The organism is Paracoccus sp. L-17, assembly GCF_056857655.1.
This window is the reverse complement of sequence record NZ_JBSXNM010000017.1, coordinates 1-17171: the sequence shown is the minus strand read 5'-3', so window position 1 is coordinate 17171 and position 17171 is coordinate 1. Positions and strand designations below refer to the sequence as shown.

The following is a 17171-nucleotide window of genomic DNA, read 5'->3' as shown; positions in this document are numbered from 1 at the left end:
CATGCTGCCTTGCGCCATCCAAAACCATCCGCACAGCGCGTTCGCGCACTTCCGGTGAATACTTGTTTGTTGTCTTTGTCATGATGCTCCATCCTGCTCATGAGTTGGAGCCTCCGGCAAACCCGGTGCGGTTCAGTTCGAGGATATCGCGCACCTTGGTCACGCGCACCTCGCCGCTGGCGGTACTTTTCGGAAAATCTGGCTTGGCTTCAAGGAAGCGCTTGACTTCGGATTGCGAGGAAAACCGCCCGCTCGCAAACCCTTCCAGTACTTCGGCGATGATCGAGGCCACAGGCTCATCGCGCACCAGCAGCTTGCCATGCTCGCGGTTGCGGGCATAGCGATAGCCCACGGGCGGGTGAAAGACGTAGTAGCCCTTCTCCACCCTTGCTTTCATCTTCTGGACGACCTGCCTGCGGTTTTGTTCGCGCTCTAACTGACCTTGGGCGGCGATAATGGTTTCGATGAAGCGCCCTTCAGGCGAGTCCTCAAAATTGAAGTTCAGGCATTCGATGGTCGCGCCGCGCTGCGCGAATTCCCGTCGCAGCTTGATATGGAATTCGGTATCGCGGGCGAAGCGCTTGAGATCGTCGAAAATGACCACATAGGATTTACCCGGCTGCGCCGAGAGATAGGCCAGCAGCGACATCATGCCGGGGCGTTTCATGAAATCGCCCCCGCCCGAACTGTCGTCGGGGAAGACCATCTCGACATCGTAGCCCTTGCTGTCCGCGTATTGGCGGCAGCGATGTTCCTGCGAGTCCAGCCCCCCGCCCTCAAGGCGTTGCTTGGTGGAGGACACGCGGCAATAGATCAGCGCCGCCTGCGGCTCCTGGGGGTGTTTGCTGTGTGTGTTCATGTGACCTGCCTTTCTGACGCCTTTCGCCGGATTAATCCGGGGCATCGTTGAATGTGGTTTTGAGATCCGTATCCGGGGAGTTTAGCCCATCGGACTCGGCCTGTGCGCTCAGATCAAGAGAATTTTCGAGTTGTCCACAGGCTTGTTGGACGGGATGCACGCCAAAGCCCAGATCGACAAAGGCGGTGATGATCGACCACAGCGCCCGCAGGAAATCTTCCTTCTGCGCGGGCGTCAAATCGGAACCGTCCAGATAGGCCTGGTATTTCTCCACGTCGATTGTGAGGCGGGGTTTCGCGGCCAGATTGAATTCCGCGCCGGGAATGAACCCTGTTTCTGTGTCCTGCCTGTCTTTCATGGCCTTTTCCCCCACGGGTTATGCGGCTTTGTGCCTTTGGTCCCTATCTTAAGTATACAACCTTTAGTATTATTATGCAAAATCATGGGCTTGGATGCGGCAGACTTCGCGCCTGCCGTGCCAATGTCAGCTCCCTTACTCTGGCTGGCAGTTTTCGGGCGATACCCCTCGATGAACGCCCATTCGCCGTTCCGGTATTGCGGAAAGTCGCGGTAGTCCTCCGGTACCGCCTCGCGCATAACGTGGCGGGTGCGCATCCCGAAGAAGGTCGGAACGCGAATGCGGCTCTGGTCGCGGTCATGAAAGGGGTTGGGGAAGAACCGCCCGGCATAGGCGCGGCGCGTGTAATAGGGCAGCCTGTCCACCGCGAAGGGGCGCACGCCATAAGTGGCCGCCCAGACCAGCGCTTTACCTGCGGGCATAGCGAGAATCTCGTCAGGGGTCAGGAGGTCGCGCGCCTGTTTGCGCTGGTGGCGCATCTCGTAATCCAGCGCCCGCAGGGCGATTCCGGTCTTCACCGGATCAGCGCCACCGAACAACATCCCGTGCAGCATCTCGCGCTTGCCACGTTCCGCGCGGGTATTGGTCAGCTCATCATCCAGTGCCAGAGTTTGTTGCCCCAGCTTGCGGCTCAGATGCTGCGCGGTTTCGAGGTCAGCAATCCCGCCGCCGAGGTAGATTTCCACGTCAGCGCTGTTCGTGAGCGTTGTCGCGCCGTTCTGGCCGAGGTTATCCCGTATCTGGCCGATGTCCTGATACACGGCCAGCGGCGAGAGGCCAAACCCGCGCCCGATGGCATAGAATTCGGCAATCTCCGGGAAACGGCCCAGCCGTGCGGCTTCATCCATCACCAGATTGACGGTCGGCGCATCGGGTTTGCGCTGCTTGAGCGTGCGCAGGGTCGAGAAGAATTGCCGGATGAGTGCGGCGTTCTGCGCGATCAATTCGGCGGGCATCATCAGGAACACGGTGACGGGGCGTGTATCATCCGCCGTCAGCACGTCTAGCGTAAAATCCGCTCCCGCTGCGCCCGTGAATGTGCGCTGCAAAGCCGGGACGGCCATGAACGCCAGCGCATTGCTGATTTCCGCCATGACGGAATCGTAAGTCTTGCGGCTGTCTTCGGCCATTTCGCGCATCTCGGCATAGGTCGCGGCCAGATCGGGTTCGCCCTTGGCCTCCATCGTTCGGGATTGCTGCGCCCAAACCTCGGGCTTGGCGCGGATCATGCCAACCAACTCATAGAGGCTCAGCAGCGATACCTCGCCGTCCACATGCACAAGGCCCCGCAGCAGCGCATCCAGCCAGTTCTGTGCCTTGACTTCAAAGAACCGCGCATCCCCGCCGCCGCTTTCGGGCAGCAGGGTCATGGCCGCGCGGCGGCTATCGGCCACCAGCATCGGCGAGTCCGCCGCCAAATTTGCCAGCAGCGCCACGCTGTGATCCGGCAGCCCGTGCAGGCGGTAGGGATTGATGCAGTACACATGCGCTCCCGTATGGACGAGACCGCGCCCGATGACAGCAGCCAGCTCGCCCTTGGGATCGAGAATGGCATAGCGCGGCGGCTGGTCTTTCCCGCGCCCCTGATCGGCCATGATATGGGCAAGCACGGAGACGAACTTGCCAGACCCCGCCCCGCCGATCAGCAGCGCCCCGGCCTGACGCGAATGAAACAGCAAGCGCCCGCCGTAAAATCCGATGGGAACGCCGCCCTTCTTGCGGAACGCGCGGCGCACTTCCCAAGGCGTGGCAAACCGCGCCGAGCCGTATGGATGGTCTTCGTAAAAGCGCATGATCGTAATCCCGCGATACCCGTGACAACGGGGCAGCCCGCCAAGGCCGCCCCGAAAGCGATTCAGCCGAAGATGACGGCCAAAATCACCAGCAACAAAACCGCGCCGCCGACTTTGGCGAGGCCATCGAGGAACGCATTGATCCGCTCCCCGATGGTTTTTTGGCGCGTGTAGACGGAATATCCGCCGATCTTTTTGTAGCAAGGCATTTTGAGTTTTCTCCTTTTGTAGACGGGGGTTCAGAAGACGAAGCGTCCCGCGAAATACGCGGTCGAGGCGGTCAGCGCCGCGAAGACGGGAGCGCGAATGGCGGCGAAGGTCAGCAGATGCACGACCGCGAACCACGCCCAATACACGCTCTCCATAAAGTCCGGCGGATAGGTCTGGCGGGCGATGCCGATCACCCAGTCCACCGAATAACGGTGCAGGGTCGGGGCAAGCAGGAACGCGGCCACCACGGCGATGATCGTGGCAAGCTGCCTGTGCTCCTTGCCGTGCTGATCGTGAGCGCCGCCCCCCGGCGGCGGGATGCCAAACATGGACAAATCTCCTTTCTGCCCGAAGCCGGGCAAAGCTCTCCCACGCACCGGAAAACAGCTTTCCGGCGGGGGATGGGTTTGTGGTTTTTCGTGGTATCCGCGCCCTTATGCGGCCTCTGGCCGTGGGGCGCTTGGCGTTGCTCTTCGCGCCGGGGGCTCTGTATCGCCCCGCCGCACCATCAACATGGCGCGCAGCGGGCGCTCTGGCAAATCGCCGCGCGAACTATTCCCAAGCAAAACCTCGCTTGAACGCGGCCAACATCTTGCTTTTATGAGAGGAAGCCTGTCGCAGTTGGAGGCCGGAAGCGCCCATGCCGAAGCCGATCTTAAGCACCAGATCGAAGATTCCGGCGGCAAAGGCCGACAAGCTGCTGCGCTGCTATGCCGAGCGCCTGCCACCCGCCGAAGCGGCGCAGCGCAGCGGGATATCGCTCAACACTGTCTATGACCAATACAGCCGCATCCGCTGGCGGCTGATTGAGGTCGGCTATTACCGCGATGCCGCACTGAACAAGGACGAGGACGGGCTATCCGATATGGTGAAGGACGAACTCAGGCGGCGGCGCGGGCTGGAAGACGGCGACATCTACGCCCATGCCGCCGAAGCCATTGAATGGGCGGAGGAATGGCCACCCGGCGATGTGCTGCGCCACCTGCGAAAGATCATCTCTCTGACGGGAATGTTAGACGAGCCGATAGAGCTATCCGAACCGCAAACGCAGGTGGTTTCGGCTTATGTCCGCTACGCCCGCACCAAGCTGATCCATGACAGGGTGAGCGCGAAGGCCGTAACCGATGAAACGCTGCGCCCCTTCGCCGAACGCACAAAGAAAGCACTTGAAAAGGAATGGCGGGGGTATAGAGCGATAGCGAAGCGCATGAGGCCTCCGATTGCTAAATATCAACATTGCAAGCCTATAGCGTCACTCAAATAATAGCTTAAGATATATTTCATTATTGTAGCCCAAGATAGAGCGATTTGAATAGGCAGAAGTCAGTGCCCCCAGAAATTGTCTTTTATCCTCGACTGGGTTCATTTTGAAGTCAGACTTTATCACAAGGAAAATTTCTGCAGGTATGTTTTCCCAATCAAGGTTGGTAAGCGCATCTTCAATAGAATCAAAATCAGGGTTGCCATAGGTAAAGCCAAGCTCATCGGCTAGAACTTCAAAAACATCGTTCTTATCCATTGCTCCAGAAAACTCTATTATTTTTTTTGTCATTTCAGTATCCAAAAAGTCTTGTAGTGATCTGGCGAATAGTACACCGAACGAGACGTCTTTCCAATAACTATTCTCTGTCCACCCGCATTTGTCAGGCTAGGGGTAGGATGGGTCCATCGAGTATAGGTGTCTTTGGGAAGCTTTTTGTTTTTATTCTCATATGGGGTGCCATCACCTCTATATCTTCCGGCCCCTTTCTGCGCTCGTTGCACCGTTTCCGAAACATTAACATCTTGCACGGTCACTATAATGTCTCTATTTTCTGTATCCACACGACCAAGATGATAGGGATTATTGCTCCCGCGATAATCCCGTGTAACGGATGGGTGTTTGGGGAATGGAGACGCACGATACGGCGGAGCCGATGGTTGAAAGTCTCCTGAACGGCTTCGAACGCTATCAGGATCAATCTTAATAGCAGCATCGGCCTCTTTCTTGGCCGCAGTATCGCCTCTGATTGTTGTCCCGCTTGCCTCACCCGTTGCTCCGCCTGATCGCAGGCCGCCGGGCGACTCCCCGTCCGGGCTCTTAGCCGTCGGGTCAGGATGAGGGTGCGGCTTGGGCGCCGGAACGGAGCATGAAGGAAGCTTGCGTGAGCAAGCATCACCCTCATGTGGAGCTAAGGCGATGAATGCCACCCCCAAAAACAGCATAAGAAATATTCTCACTGGTACGCACCCTTCATTTGAGGACTATTATTCAGCGCCGTGTCGCAAATCCATGCGGCAAAAGCAGAGTGAATCCGGTTCCTATCGCCGCTCCTATTTCTGCTTGTTGACGTATCTCTTTCAGGCTGGTAGCGGCAGAGAAGCCGGGTGGCAGTGTAAGCGCAGTGCGAGCCGCTTCCTCAGCGCCCTCTAGTGCTATAGCCCGCATAATCCGCGCCGGCGCTCTAATTCCCTTGAACAGATAACGCGATAGTAAACTTTCTGGAACTTGCCTGCCCGGCATAAAAATACCGCCAATCATTGTGGCATAGAATGTTTGATCCGGACAGAATTGCCGATAGGCTGCGGCCACTTGTTTAACAGTAAATTCACATTTGCGATTGCGTTCCGGTTGAGAATCCTTATCGAAGTTCATGCACCCAAGGATGTGGTTTGTATAGAAAGAAGCCTCCCGGAGCGCGCCTGTTATTGACGCAGCGGCTGGATTGCCGCACAAGCCATCGCTGCCCAAAAAATACCCACCATAAGAATTACGGTTAAATACTTGAAACCCCTCAAAGAGGATATTTTCACCGTTGCGCTCGACCAAGACGCGATATGGTTCCTCATATCCTCCGTTTAGTCCGTGAAGAATTGTATAATATACGAGGTCATTCCTGTCGAAAACGGGCTGATCGTTGAATTCGAGGACAACATCACCACTCCTAACGTGAATTAGTGACCCAAGAGTGGTCTTGTCGTAGGCAAAGGTAACTAAGGCACCTTTGCGGTATGCTCCATTATGGTCACTAACTTCCCACCCTAGCGCGGTCGGTATGACTCCATAGTATCTGTCATAACGCTCAATCTCAAACGACCGCGCTGAGGCATCAAGCGATTTATTGAGCATATGCGCCCAGTTTAGTAGGGGTGCGGGTTCCTCTTCGCAATCCGCATCGATGTCAAATCCGCATATGATTGAATCCACATTCCAAATTGAAAATTCGCCATTGCCGTCCGGTTTTATCTTGTTAGCACCCAGTATCTTGGCTGCGCCATCGCATTGATCGTGTACCGGAGCGCCGAAAAAATCTCCATTCTCAATATTTATGCAGATGGCATCATCGTAGCTGGCATCCCACCACAAAGGCCAGCCGCCCCACGCCTCAACGAAATCTATATTCTGCCTAAGTTTTCGTAGCGAGCGTGTATTACTTCCCCGCAAGTAGTAGTAAAGTTGTGATCCTTGCGGTTGCGTGAACCGGAGAGAATCGCAGGCGCCACTGGGCAGAGTTTCGGTAGAATTAATGCTGTAGTCAGCGCGAGACTTTTCGAGAAATACAAGCTCCACATCGTAAGGTGCGAGGTTGCAATATCGAATAGTGCCAGCTTTGGCCGATCCGCCAAATGCCAACATAAGCAACGTCACGGACATCGCCAGAAGGATCTTCCCGGACATGTCTCCGAGCCTTTAGAAGCCTATAAGTGAGGCGCGAGCCGCTGCTACAACCACACCTGTCGGAACGGATATGGTTGCGGCATTTGCTGCATCAGCTTTAAACACACTGAAAAGAACAAACGCGCCAAAAGCCATCAACAGAAACGGAGTAACTGCTCTGACCGCACGCCCCAGCGTTTCGAGCACCCATTTAAGAACCTTAACCGTCACTGCAAACGCGACGACCAAAAAAATTAGAAACATAACAAGTTCGGCACCCGACATCGAATCGCTCCTCGTTAACCATCACGGTTCGATGATATCCTTTGGTGGGCGAATCCCAAAGCTCTTAAGGCCGCTTCAATCATAAGAACGAACGCAAGATGTGTGTTGTACTACAACACATCTTGGCAAGGGAGCCCGCCGCGCGCTCCCGTTGCATCCCTCCGGCCGTGGCTCTTCCTGGGCCTTGAACCCAATCCAGAGCCAATAGACCGTATCGCCGGTCAAACACTCGAAGGGAGACTTCGCTCTCCCTACACCCATCGACCTGGGAGCATTCTGCGCCCCCAAGACCCCTGACCATTTCATGGAGACCAAGGACGGGAGCGCATCGCCGCTACCCTATCCTTGGAACCAACCCACCGACCAAGGGGCGTTCCTGCCCCTGTGGAACCCAGACCATGCCATGGAGGCCAACCCTGCGCGGATTGGATGCCGCCAGCGCGTCGGCGCTGAACCCGATCATGGGGCCTATCGCCGCCCCCTGAACCCAGCTCGCAGGACTTGGAGACTTGCCTTTCCACCCGCACCGAACCAAGCACGAACGACTGGTCGTTCGATCCCCACCACGCCGTGGAGGTCTCTTGGCCAAATAATTCGCTTACCCTATCTGGTGCTCCCGTGATATAATCCACCCACATCATGTGGTGTCTGTGCTTCATTTTCTTGCAACAGCCGACTCATGCGTGTAGGCTCAGGAAAACGAACGAGCAGACGCAACCGCATGAAATTCATAGATTTATTTGCCGGACTAGGTGGATTCCATCAGGCTCTCAGCCAACGCGGCGGAGAGTGCGTCTTCGCGTCCGAGCTCAACACGCATCTCGCAGGGCTGTACGAAAAGAACTTCGGGATTCTTCCTGCGGGCGATATTCGGGCTGTCGATCTGGATGCCATTCCTGATCACGACGTTCTTTGCGCGGGTTTTCCCTGCCAGCCGTTTTCCAAGGCCGGTGATCAAAAAGGCCTTGAGTGCCCTCAGTGGGGCAACCTTTTTGACTATGTGGCTGACATTCTGGAGAAGAAGCAGCCCCGCTACTTCATCGTCGAGAACGTTCCCAATCTTATGCGTCACCGTGGCGGCGAGACGTGGGAGATTATCTGCAATCAGCTTAGGAGCCTGGGCTACGACATTTCGTTCGAGCGGCTATCTCCCCACATGTTCGGCATCCCGCAGAAGCGGGAGCGCGCCTTCATCGTCGGGGACCGGCAAGGACTCGGTGGCTTCAACTGGCGTAAGCCGAAAGAGTTGCCCGAGATTTCGATTCATTCGATCCTCGACAACGACCCACCCGACGCCCACGCTCTGAACGAAAATCACGTCAAGTATATCGAAGCCTGGCAGGAATTCGTCGCGGCTTTCCCGAAAGAAGAAGACCTTCCTTCTTTCCCCATCTGGGCGATGGAGTTTGGCGCCGACTACCCTCTGGACGGAGCAACGCCGCATAAGCGCGGCTACAAGCGCATGGGCAGTTTCAAAGGCACCTTCGGCCAGCCGCTTGATGGCTTGTCCCCTGAGGAAGTGAAAAAGGCTCTGCCTAGCTACGCGCAAACCGAATTGGACGCATTCCCAGACTGGAAGATCGACTTCATCCAGAAAAACAGGGATTTCTACGCGCAACACAAAACGCTGATTGATGGGTGGATCGAGAAGATTATAGACTTCCCGCCCAGCTTTCAAAAACTGGAGTGGAACTGCAAAGGCTCCGAGCGCAACATCTGGAATCACATTCTTCAATTCCGGGCCAGCGGCATTCGCGTTAAGAAGGCCGACACCGCGCCCTCGCTCATTGCCATGACAACCAGCCAGGTGCCAATTGTCGCTTGGCGCAAACGCTACATGACGCCCCGCGAGTGCAGCCGGTTGCAGAGCATGGGCGCACTTGAGCATCTGCCTGATTCAAAGGGCGGCGCCTACAAGGCGTTTGGAAATGCGGTCAACGTTGATGTCGTCGGGCACATTTTCGATTGCCTCATGAACTGCACACCTTCCGAAGAAGTAGATAGTTTGGCGGTCGCGGCGGAATAATGGTGCAGGTAAGCTCGGTAAATATTCGCCCAGGCGTCAACGTTCTCTCCGTCCTCCCACACCTGAACTACAAGTCCTGGTTCGCTCTCGCCGAGTTCGTAGACAACTCCATTCAGAGTAGCATCGACAACAAAAAGGCCCTTAAGGCTGTCGATGGCTCCCAGTACAAGCTCCGCGTTGACATCGACTTTGACGTGGCCGGCAACATGATTGCCATCAAGGATAACGCCGCCGGCATCGCGTCTGCGGACTATCAAAGAGCCTTCCGTCCTGCCGAAATCCCCCCGAACGCGTCTGGCCTCTCGGAGTTCGGTATGGGCATGAAGAGCGCGGCGTGCTGGTTCGCGCCCAATTGGAGCGTCCGTTCGAGCGCCCTAGGCGAAAACATCGAACGTACGGTCATCTTCGATATCGACGAAATCGTGCATGACAGGATCGAGGAACTCAACGTTCTCTCGACGCGCGTTGCCGAAGAAAAGCACTACACCGAAGTCCGTCTGGAGAATATTCGCCGCTTCCCGCGCGGGAAGACGATTCACAAAATCAAGGAACACCTGTCCAGCATCTACCGCGTCTATATCCGCGAAGAGTTTTTGGCGCTCTTCGTCGATGGCGAACGGCTGACCTATGATGAACCGGCCATCCTGACCGCGCCAAGCTACCGTGATCCAAGCGGTGATGCCGTCGCCTGGAAGAGAGAAATCGACTTTGACCTGGGCGATGGCAAGTCTGCAAGCGGCTTTGTCGCCATCCGCGAGACCGCCAATACGAGGCTGGCAGGTCTTGCGCTCTTTCGGCGCAAGCGCCTCATCATGGGTAGTGCCGATGAAGCCTACCGGCCGGAAGACATCTTCGGCAGATCGAACACCTATCCCTACCAAAGGATATTCGGTGAAATTCATCTGAAAGGCTTCTTCGTCTCCCATACCAAGGACGGCATCAAATGGGAGGAAAGCGAAGACGAATTCCTGCGCAAACTACGTAAAGTGCTGTCAGAAGAGGATTTTCCTCTGCTGCAGCAAGCGCGCGAGCATCGCACGAAAGCGAGCGTAAAGGGAGTGCGCAAGGATGCCGCCGCTGCACTGAACGCCACGGCCGCCAATCTCAATGATGCGACGTTGTCTACGACCGGCGCAGATGTCGATGCCGCCATCCCCTTGCAAGATGTTCCCACCCCTCCGCCGCCAGAAGATGAGCCGCTTCCTGACCTCGAAAGCGAGGACATGGAACAGGCCGAGTTCAAGCTGCGGTTTCGGAGCGAGAACTGGATCGTCGGTATGGAACTGTCTTACGCCGACGATGATGCGGACTGGCTGACCATCCAAGACCGTCCTTCGATTACCGACCCCGAACCCCGCAGGGTGACAGTCCGGGTCGCGATGCTGCACCCGTTCATGGCGCAGTTTCCGACGATGGACACGGACAGTTTCACCGCAATCCTCAACATCGCGGCGGCGATGGCGCTGGCCGAAGTCGTCGCTGCCGAACTTGCTGACAAGAAACCGACCGCAATCCGCCGGTACACCAACGAGATTTTGCGGAACCAGATGTCGAAGGGAGCGATGGATGGGTGAGAGTAAGAGCATAATAAAGGTCGCACCATCCGCGGCAGTTGCCAAAGGTAAATGGTCCCCCGTCCAGGGTAGCGCTTTCAGCGATATGCTCGGAGCGAACACCTCTCTGTCTCAGGAAGAGAAGGACAGGCTATCCGAAGAGACAACCACGATCCTCGCCCAATGTGTTGATCCGGCAAAAACGGGAGACGTCAACACGGGCCTCGTCATCGGCTACGTGCAGAGCGGCAAGACCCTCTCGTTCACGGGGCTGGCGGCGCTAGCCAGAGACAATCAATACAGGCTGGTTATCTTGCTGGCGGGGACAACGAACAACCTGGTCGAGCAGTCCCATGCCCGCTTGAAGGACGATCTGGACATTGATGCTACGCGGGAATGGAAGCTGTTCACCACCCAGCAGAAGGGCTTCCAGCAGAGCGAGCTCGACCGCGTCAATATGGAACTCGCCAGGTGGCGGCGCGGCAACCCGCGCGCGCGAACGATCCTCATCGTCTCCATGAAGCAGCACCAGCACCTCGACAGCCTTTCAAAGCTGCTCTCCGCCTCTGATCTCAGTGACGTGCCGACGCTCATCATTGACGATGAAGGGGATCAGGCAGGCATCAACACGCGCGCCAAGCAGAACGAGGAGAGCACCACCTATTCCCGAATTCTCGATCTACGGAAGCTCTTCCCGCATCACAGCTACTTGGCTTACACAGCAACGCCGCAGGCTCCGCTTCTGATCAGCCGGATCGATACGCTATCCCCCGACTTCGGGTGCGTCCTGACGCCGGGCAGCAAGTATGTAGGTGGTCAGGAGTTCTTCATTGAAGGCGCCAGCAAGCTTATCGAGCCGATTCCAGCCGGTGACGTGCCCGACAAGAACGATCCGCCCACAGAGCCGCCCAGCAGCTTGCTTGCAGCCCTGCGACACTACTTTGTCGGCGTCGCCATCGGCCTGCTTGAAGAAGAGGATCAAAAGGGACGCAATCGCTCCATGATGATTCATCCGGCCGTGCCGAAAGACGAGCATCTAATGTTCGCCCGCTGGATAAAGCAGACCAAGGAAAACTGGGCGATCATCCTGCAGGACGAGGACCACGAGGACTATGCCGATCTGATCGCGGCGTTCGAGCTATCAACCAAGGAGTTGCTGGCGACGTATGACACCGCTTTCACATTTGATGATGTGCTTTCGGTATTGTTCGACGCCATCGAAGAAACTACCGTCGTCGAGTTGAACACACGCGAGAAGAACCGCATTCCGAGTGTGGATTGGAAAGGCGAGTACAGCTGGATTCTGGTCGGCGGCATCGGTCTCGACAGGGGCTTCACCGTTGAAGGCCTGACCGTCAGCTACATGCCGCGCTCCACAGGCGTAGGGAACGCAGACAACATCCAGCAAAGGGCGCGCTTCTTCGGATACAAGAAGGGTTATCTGGGGCTTTGCCGGATATACCTGACAGCTGAAAACATCGACGCTTTCACCGACTATGTGAAGCATGAGGAGTCTATTCGCGGCTCAATCAGGCGCCATCTGCAACAGGGGAAGACTCTAAAGGACTGGCGCCGAACCTACTTCCTCGATCAGAGCCTGAAACCGACGCGAAGCTCGGTCATCCTGCTGGAAATGTACCAGTCCAAGGGGCGCGGCGGTTGGGTGATCCCCGACCATCCCTTCGATGACCCCGAAATCGTGGCCGAGAACCGCGAAGTGGTGGACGACATCATTTCCGACTTCGATTTTGAGAGCTATGCCGAGGCAGGCTGGAACGAAAAGCAAAAGGTGCCAGCTTTCAGCGACACGATCAAACTCGCTGATCTACTGCCACGGATCGGGCAACTGCGCTATAAGTGGCCGGATGACAACCTGCAGCATTCCGCGCTCCTACTGGGACTTGAGCGCCTGGCGAACGAAGAGCCCGACCTGCCCTGCAGCTTCTATGGGCTCTCCGGGCCATGGTCGGGGGTAGAGGCCGTTCGTTCACTCGGTGATTCCAGCCCGCCCAAGGTCAAGAACCTCTTCCAAGGTAAGAACGACCCCACCAACTATCCGGGCGCCCGAGCTCTCGTTTCTGCGGAAATGATCACCTTCCAACTGCACCGCTACGATATTCAGACATCCGACAAGAAACGGACGATACGGGACGTGCCGATCCTCGCCGTTCATGTTCCTGATCATCTGATGGAGCGCGTCTGGATCGAAAGGTAGGATCGCGTGCTCTTCGAAACCTACGCGCGGCTACTTGGTGACTTCCCAGAGGGGTGCGACCAGCTCTTCGGCGAGCCCTTGAGTTCAGATGGTTCGCTCTGGCTTTCGGTCGACGGTGACGCCTATCCCTCCTTGCTCTTCCGCGCGCGTCGGGACGACTTCAGGAGTGACATCGAATTGCGCTCCGTTTCAGCCTGGTTTTCGAGGGATTGCGTCATTGAGGCTCCCGACGGGCACGGCACATCTGGCGTGTACAGCGTCATACGACTGAACGATAACGACCCCGACATCGTGCGGATACTGCTTCGGCTTCTTGAGGAGACCTTTCCCGAGGACCATGCGCCTTACGCGAACAAGGACATTGCCGCGCAAATATTAGAGCTTGCTAACCTATTCAAGCAGATAGCCAGTTCCGATACGGACATTCTCGGACTGTGGGGCGAACTCTACATCCTGTCGCAAGCATCAAACGCCGCTCATGCGGTTCGATGCTGGTGCGGGCACAAAATGGCGAAGTATGACTTCGTAACCCGCGACTTCGTCCTGGAAGCCAAGACGACCGTTCGCAGCCGCCGCAAACACGGCTTCTCCCTGGATCAACTGCGGCCGAGCAGTGATTTCTCCGTCTATGTTGCTTCGCTCGCCCTCGTCGAACTCAACTCCGGCCGAACGGCAGCGGAACTCATGGACCACGTCTATGCAAACATTAACGATGACGAACTGCGCATTTCGTTCTTGAAGCAATGCGTGCTCAAGGGCGGGCAGGACATATACCGCAGCACGCTTAAGCTGGACGTTTTTCCTGACGGCACGTCGCTGGCGATCTTCGATGCGGCGTCGCTGCCGGTGCCGCAAGTCGCTGACACCGATCCCATCGAGAACGTCCGCTTCGACCTTGACCTGACCGACTTACCCAGCCTGTCATCCGGCGAAGTAGCCACCATACTTTCATTTGGTGATAGCTAAAGGTGGGAACGAGTGAGCGATCTCAACAAGGTTTTTGATCTAGCCAATTTGCGCCGCGCCTATCGCTGGACGATGTCCAACCCGGATGCCTCCTACAAGTCATATTTTCGCGATTCCTATGATGCATTTGCAATCGCTTCCGATACCCATCTCAAATGGATCAGGGCAGAAGGCCTGAAAGACCGCTACGAGGTCGCGCACGCTTCCAAGGTGCTTTTGCCGAAGCCCTCTGGTGTTCTTAGGCCGATTGCACTGCTCAAAGTCGAAGACCAGATCGTATATCAGGCGATTGTTAACGTGGTGGCCGAGGAACTGAAACGGCGCACGAAGCACCGCTACGAAAAGCGCGTCTTCGCCCATCTTTATGCGGGAAAGTCCTCGAAATTCTTCAACATCAAATGGCAGCGAAGCTACCGAAAGTTTGCAGATCGACTGCGGGATTGTCACGCGCGGGGCTTCGATCATGTTGCGAACTTCGACCTGACATCGTTCTACGATTCAATTGATCACCACGTTCTGGTTCACTTCCTGAAAGAGTTGAAGATCGACGAGGAGACCATCGAATATTTGATGATGTGTTTGCGCAAATGGACTTCTTCAACCTGGAGCAACGGTCCTACCAACATCTACCACGAGCATGGAATTCCGCAGGGGCCTCTAGCCTCCGGCATGCTTTCGGAGGTCGTCTTGCAGCATCTCGATAGCGCGGGAGAGCAAGGGGGACGGCGGACTATCTATCTAAGGTATGTCGATGACATCAAGATTCTTGCCAAGACCGAGCAAGATCTTCGTGCAAAACTGATTAAACTCGATATCACATCGAAGGAAATCGGGCTCTTTCCGCAGACGGCCAAAATCAATATCCGCAAGATCAACAATCCCGAAGATGAAATTAAATCCATCAGTCGCCCTCCCGAGCCCTCCATCGTGCCGGTTGTCAATCAGAAGAAACTTACCGCCCGTATTCTTGAACTTTGCCGAAGAGGCAGCGTTACGTCTGGGAATTCGACGCGCTTCAAGTATCTACTGGCAAACGTGAAGCCGGGCCATCGCCTGAACGTGCGACTCATCAAGGTTTTGCAAGCGCATCCCGAATACGCGCCACAGGTGGCATCCTATATTTCCAGATATGAGCGGATTCCGGCGGGTTTTGCTGCGGACATCAAAGCATATCTCGACGGCCAGCAACTCTATCACTCTGTTCTGGCTACCATTCTTGATGCTTGCCTCGGACGTGTGCCTGCCCCCTATGACAATCTGTTCGGCAAGGCCGCTGCCGACAGACTTCTCAGACCGAAGGCGGGCGCGCTACCCCTGCAGCCGGCGTACAAGGCGTCTTTGATTGCCTGGGCACTCTCTTCAAAGAACCTGACCTTTGCCGAGTATGAGGGGATCGTCGCGCCGGAGGCGGATTGGTGGGTCAAGAAGCGCTCACTCCAGGCGCTTACGCAGGACATCTACGGCGTTCCTAGTTACGAGGCCTTCCTCAACGCACTCATGCGGGAAAATGGTTCGGAACTCGCCAGAATTTGTGCAGCGAGAGTTGTCGAAGGGTCGCATAAACTGGCGACACCCTACGGAACCGTTGAGACAACGGCCAAGCATATTCTCAAAGCCGCTAAAATCATACGTTCGGTTGGCGTTCCCGACAGCCGTATCCCTGAAATCATCGAATATGTGCTTGAACGCAAGCGCAGTGCCTTTGACTGGAAGGCGTTGTTCGGGTCCGGCCACAAACATGCAGAACGCATGATGATCATGCTCAAGCGTGACAAAGAGGCAAACATCGAAAAGTTCCTGGTGCATCTTGATAGCTGGTGCGACCTCCTGCTTGCGGAGATTTACGCGCGGCTAAAGCCCGGAAAAACCTATCCCAATTATGGATCGGCGCTAAATGACGCGAACCTCGCGGCAGCGCTTCCTCTGGCTATTCCCGCATTGAAAGCGCTCCACGCGCTGCGGCTTGAATCAAGTGTTGCTCATCCCAGAAGCCAGAAAACGGGAAAGCCGACGAGACGGCTCAAGCACTTTGACTATTACAAGATACGTAGGCAATTGGTTCCGGCTTTCGATGAGATCGAGCGCGTTATTGTTCCCTAAAGTGGTTTCGCGGTGCACCCTTCGGGTCGGGCTGTCGTGAACCGAGCCCGCTCGCGGTCTCGGCCATGCGGCTTCCATCCCTTGCGCATCATCGGCCAGCCGTGAACGGCTGACACCTTCTTCCTTTTCGTTGGGGGCCTAGCGGCCCCGTCCTCCGTCAAGACCAAGCCCTTCGCTTTGGCTTCGGGCGAAAGCCATGGGCCGTGGCTCGCCTGCGGCTGCGCCCGCACCACCTCCATGGCTTTCGGTCTGGACGGCCGTCCCCCCGCTCATTGGCGCGGGCCTAGTCCGGTTTCATGCGAAACCGACTAACCCAATGAAGGGAAAAGCCAATGAAACAGGACATTTACCAGAAAGTAACCGACAAGATTATTGCCGATCTGGAGCAAGGGCAGCTGACTTGGCTCAAGCCGTGGAGTGCTGGCAACATGGAAGGGCGCATCATGAAGCCCCTGCGGCACAACGGCATGCCCTATAGCGGCATCAATGTTCTGATGCTCTGGGGCGCGGCCGTAGACGGCGGTCATCTCTCCCCGTTCTGGATGACCTTCAAACAGGCCAAAGAGCTTGGCGCTCATGTGAAGAAGGGCGAGCGCGGCAATCAGGTGGTCTATGCAAACACCCTGATCAAAACCGAAGAGCAGGACGATGGATCAGAGGAAGAGCGGAAAATCCCCTACCTCAAGCAATACGCCGTCTTCAATGTCGAACAGATTGAAGGCTTGCCCGAGCACTACTACGCCAAGCCCGAGCCCGTAATTGATCCCGCGCAGCGGATCGAACATGCCGACGCATTCTTTACCGCGACGGGTGCAGACATCCGCCACGGCGGGAACAGCGCGCACTATAGCGGCGGAACCGATCATGTGCAGATGCCGGTCTTTGAATCCTTCCGCAGCCCTGAAGCCTACTATGCGACCCTTGCCCATGAGCTGACACACTGGACGAAGCACAAGACCCGCCTTGACCGCGAGTTTGGCCGCAAGGTCTGGGGCGATGAAGGCTATGCGAAAGAGGAGCTTGTGGCATTATCTTGACAGTCTGCACCGCATGCCACCTTGCCGTAGGATGGGTGACAGGCGTTGACGGTAGGCAGTTTTCAGGCTGGCCGCCGCGCTTACCAAAGAGCTGGCGGCGGCCAGCCTGAGAACTGCCGGGCCGAAGCGTGC

At 56.4% G+C, this 17171-nt stretch carries 15 protein-coding genes; 7 read left to right on the top strand and 8 right to left on the bottom strand.

The features are described from left to right. Nucleotides 1-97: 97 nt before the first annotated feature. From AC13CR_RS01025 to AC13CR_RS01005, 5 genes are all read right to left on the bottom strand, one after another. Nucleotides 98-859, bottom strand: coding sequence for a recombinase family protein (locus AC13CR_RS01025; RefSeq protein ID WP_482900294.1), 762 nt, complete (start codon nucleotides 857-859; stop codon nucleotides 98-100). 31 nt (nucleotides 860-890) lie between these two features. Continuing rightward, nucleotides 891-1217, bottom strand: coding sequence for a hypothetical protein (locus tag AC13CR_RS01020; RefSeq protein WP_482900293.1), 327 nt, complete (start codon nucleotides 1215-1217; stop codon nucleotides 891-893). Beyond that, entirely contained in the window at nucleotides 1214-3010 is a 1797-nt protein-coding gene (locus AC13CR_RS01015; RefSeq protein WP_482900292.1) for a type IV secretory system conjugative DNA transfer family protein, read from the bottom strand. The genes AC13CR_RS01020 and AC13CR_RS01015 overlap by 4 nt, the downstream gene beginning before the upstream one ends. A 62-nt stretch (nucleotides 3011-3072) precedes the next feature. Beyond that, nucleotides 3073-3219, bottom strand: coding sequence for a hypothetical protein (locus AC13CR_RS01010; RefSeq protein ID WP_482900291.1), 147 nt, complete (start codon nucleotides 3217-3219; stop codon nucleotides 3073-3075). A gap of 30 nt (nucleotides 3220-3249) precedes the next feature. Next, on the bottom strand, nucleotides 3250-3549 hold the full coding sequence (locus tag AC13CR_RS01005; RefSeq protein ID WP_482900290.1) for a hypothetical protein: 300 nt from the start codon (nucleotides 3547-3549) through the stop codon (nucleotides 3250-3252). Between the two features lie 311 nt (nucleotides 3550-3860). Here AC13CR_RS01005 and AC13CR_RS01000 point away from each other — a divergent pair, with 311 nt between their 5' ends. Further along, the gene (locus AC13CR_RS01000) at nucleotides 3861-4484 is read left to right on the top strand and encodes a hypothetical protein (RefSeq protein WP_482900289.1); all 624 of its coding nucleotides are present in this window, start codon (nucleotides 3861-3863) and stop codon (nucleotides 4482-4484) included. Here AC13CR_RS01000 and AC13CR_RS00995 read toward each other — a convergent pair. The 3 genes from AC13CR_RS00995 to AC13CR_RS00985 all read right to left on the bottom strand — a co-directional run bounded on the left by AC13CR_RS00995 (nucleotide 4473) and on the right by AC13CR_RS00985 (nucleotide 7142). After that, the gene (locus AC13CR_RS00995; RefSeq protein WP_482900288.1) at nucleotides 4473-4772 is read right to left on the bottom strand and encodes a hypothetical protein; all 300 of its coding nucleotides are present in this window, start codon (nucleotides 4770-4772) and stop codon (nucleotides 4473-4475) included. The two genes, AC13CR_RS01000 and AC13CR_RS00995, sit on opposite strands and share 12 nt — an antisense overlap. Before the next feature lie 699 nt (nucleotides 4773-5471). After that, the gene (locus AC13CR_RS00990; protein WP_482900287.1) at nucleotides 5472-6878 is read right to left on the bottom strand and encodes a hypothetical protein; all 1407 of its coding nucleotides are present in this window, start codon (nucleotides 6876-6878) and stop codon (nucleotides 5472-5474) included. 12 nt (nucleotides 6879-6890) lie between these two features. Beyond that, the gene (locus AC13CR_RS00985) at nucleotides 6891-7142 is read right to left on the bottom strand and encodes a hypothetical protein (protein WP_482900286.1); all 252 of its coding nucleotides are present in this window, start codon (nucleotides 7140-7142) and stop codon (nucleotides 6891-6893) included. Between the two features lie 721 nt (nucleotides 7143-7863). Here AC13CR_RS00985 and AC13CR_RS00980 point away from each other — a divergent pair. From AC13CR_RS00980 to AC13CR_RS00955, 6 genes are all read left to right on the top strand, one after another. Beyond that, nucleotides 7864-9168 carry a DNA cytosine methyltransferase gene (locus AC13CR_RS00980; RefSeq protein ID WP_482900285.1) on the top strand — a complete coding sequence of 435 codons (1305 nt, stop codon included), beginning with the start codon at nucleotides 7864-7866 and terminating at the stop codon, nucleotides 9166-9168. After that, complete coding sequence (locus AC13CR_RS00975) at nucleotides 9168-10742, top strand: ATP-binding protein (protein ID WP_482900284.1); 1575 nt, start codon at nucleotides 9168-9170, stop codon at nucleotides 10740-10742. The genes AC13CR_RS00980 and AC13CR_RS00975 overlap by 1 nt, the downstream gene beginning before the upstream one ends. Before the next feature lie 85 nt (nucleotides 10743-10827). Continuing rightward, nucleotides 10828-12936: a Z1 domain-containing protein gene (locus AC13CR_RS00970; protein WP_482900283.1), complete on the top strand. Its 2109-nt coding sequence runs from the start codon at nucleotides 10828-10830 to the stop codon at nucleotides 12934-12936. Nucleotides 12937-12942: 6 nt separating this feature from the next. Next, the gene (locus tag AC13CR_RS00965) at nucleotides 12943-13902 is read left to right on the top strand and encodes a PD-(D/E)XK motif protein (protein WP_482900282.1); all 960 of its coding nucleotides are present in this window, start codon (nucleotides 12943-12945) and stop codon (nucleotides 13900-13902) included. A 12-nt stretch (nucleotides 13903-13914) separates the two neighbouring features. Further along, nucleotides 13915-16002, top strand: coding sequence for a reverse transcriptase domain-containing protein (locus AC13CR_RS00960; RefSeq protein WP_482900281.1), 2088 nt, complete (start codon nucleotides 13915-13917; stop codon nucleotides 16000-16002). A 332-nt stretch (nucleotides 16003-16334) separates the two neighbouring features. After that, nucleotides 16335-17039, top strand: a complete 705-nt coding sequence (locus tag AC13CR_RS00955; RefSeq protein WP_482900280.1) for an ArdC family protein — start codon at nucleotides 16335-16337, stop codon at nucleotides 17037-17039. Nucleotides 17040-17171 lie beyond the last annotated feature (132 nt).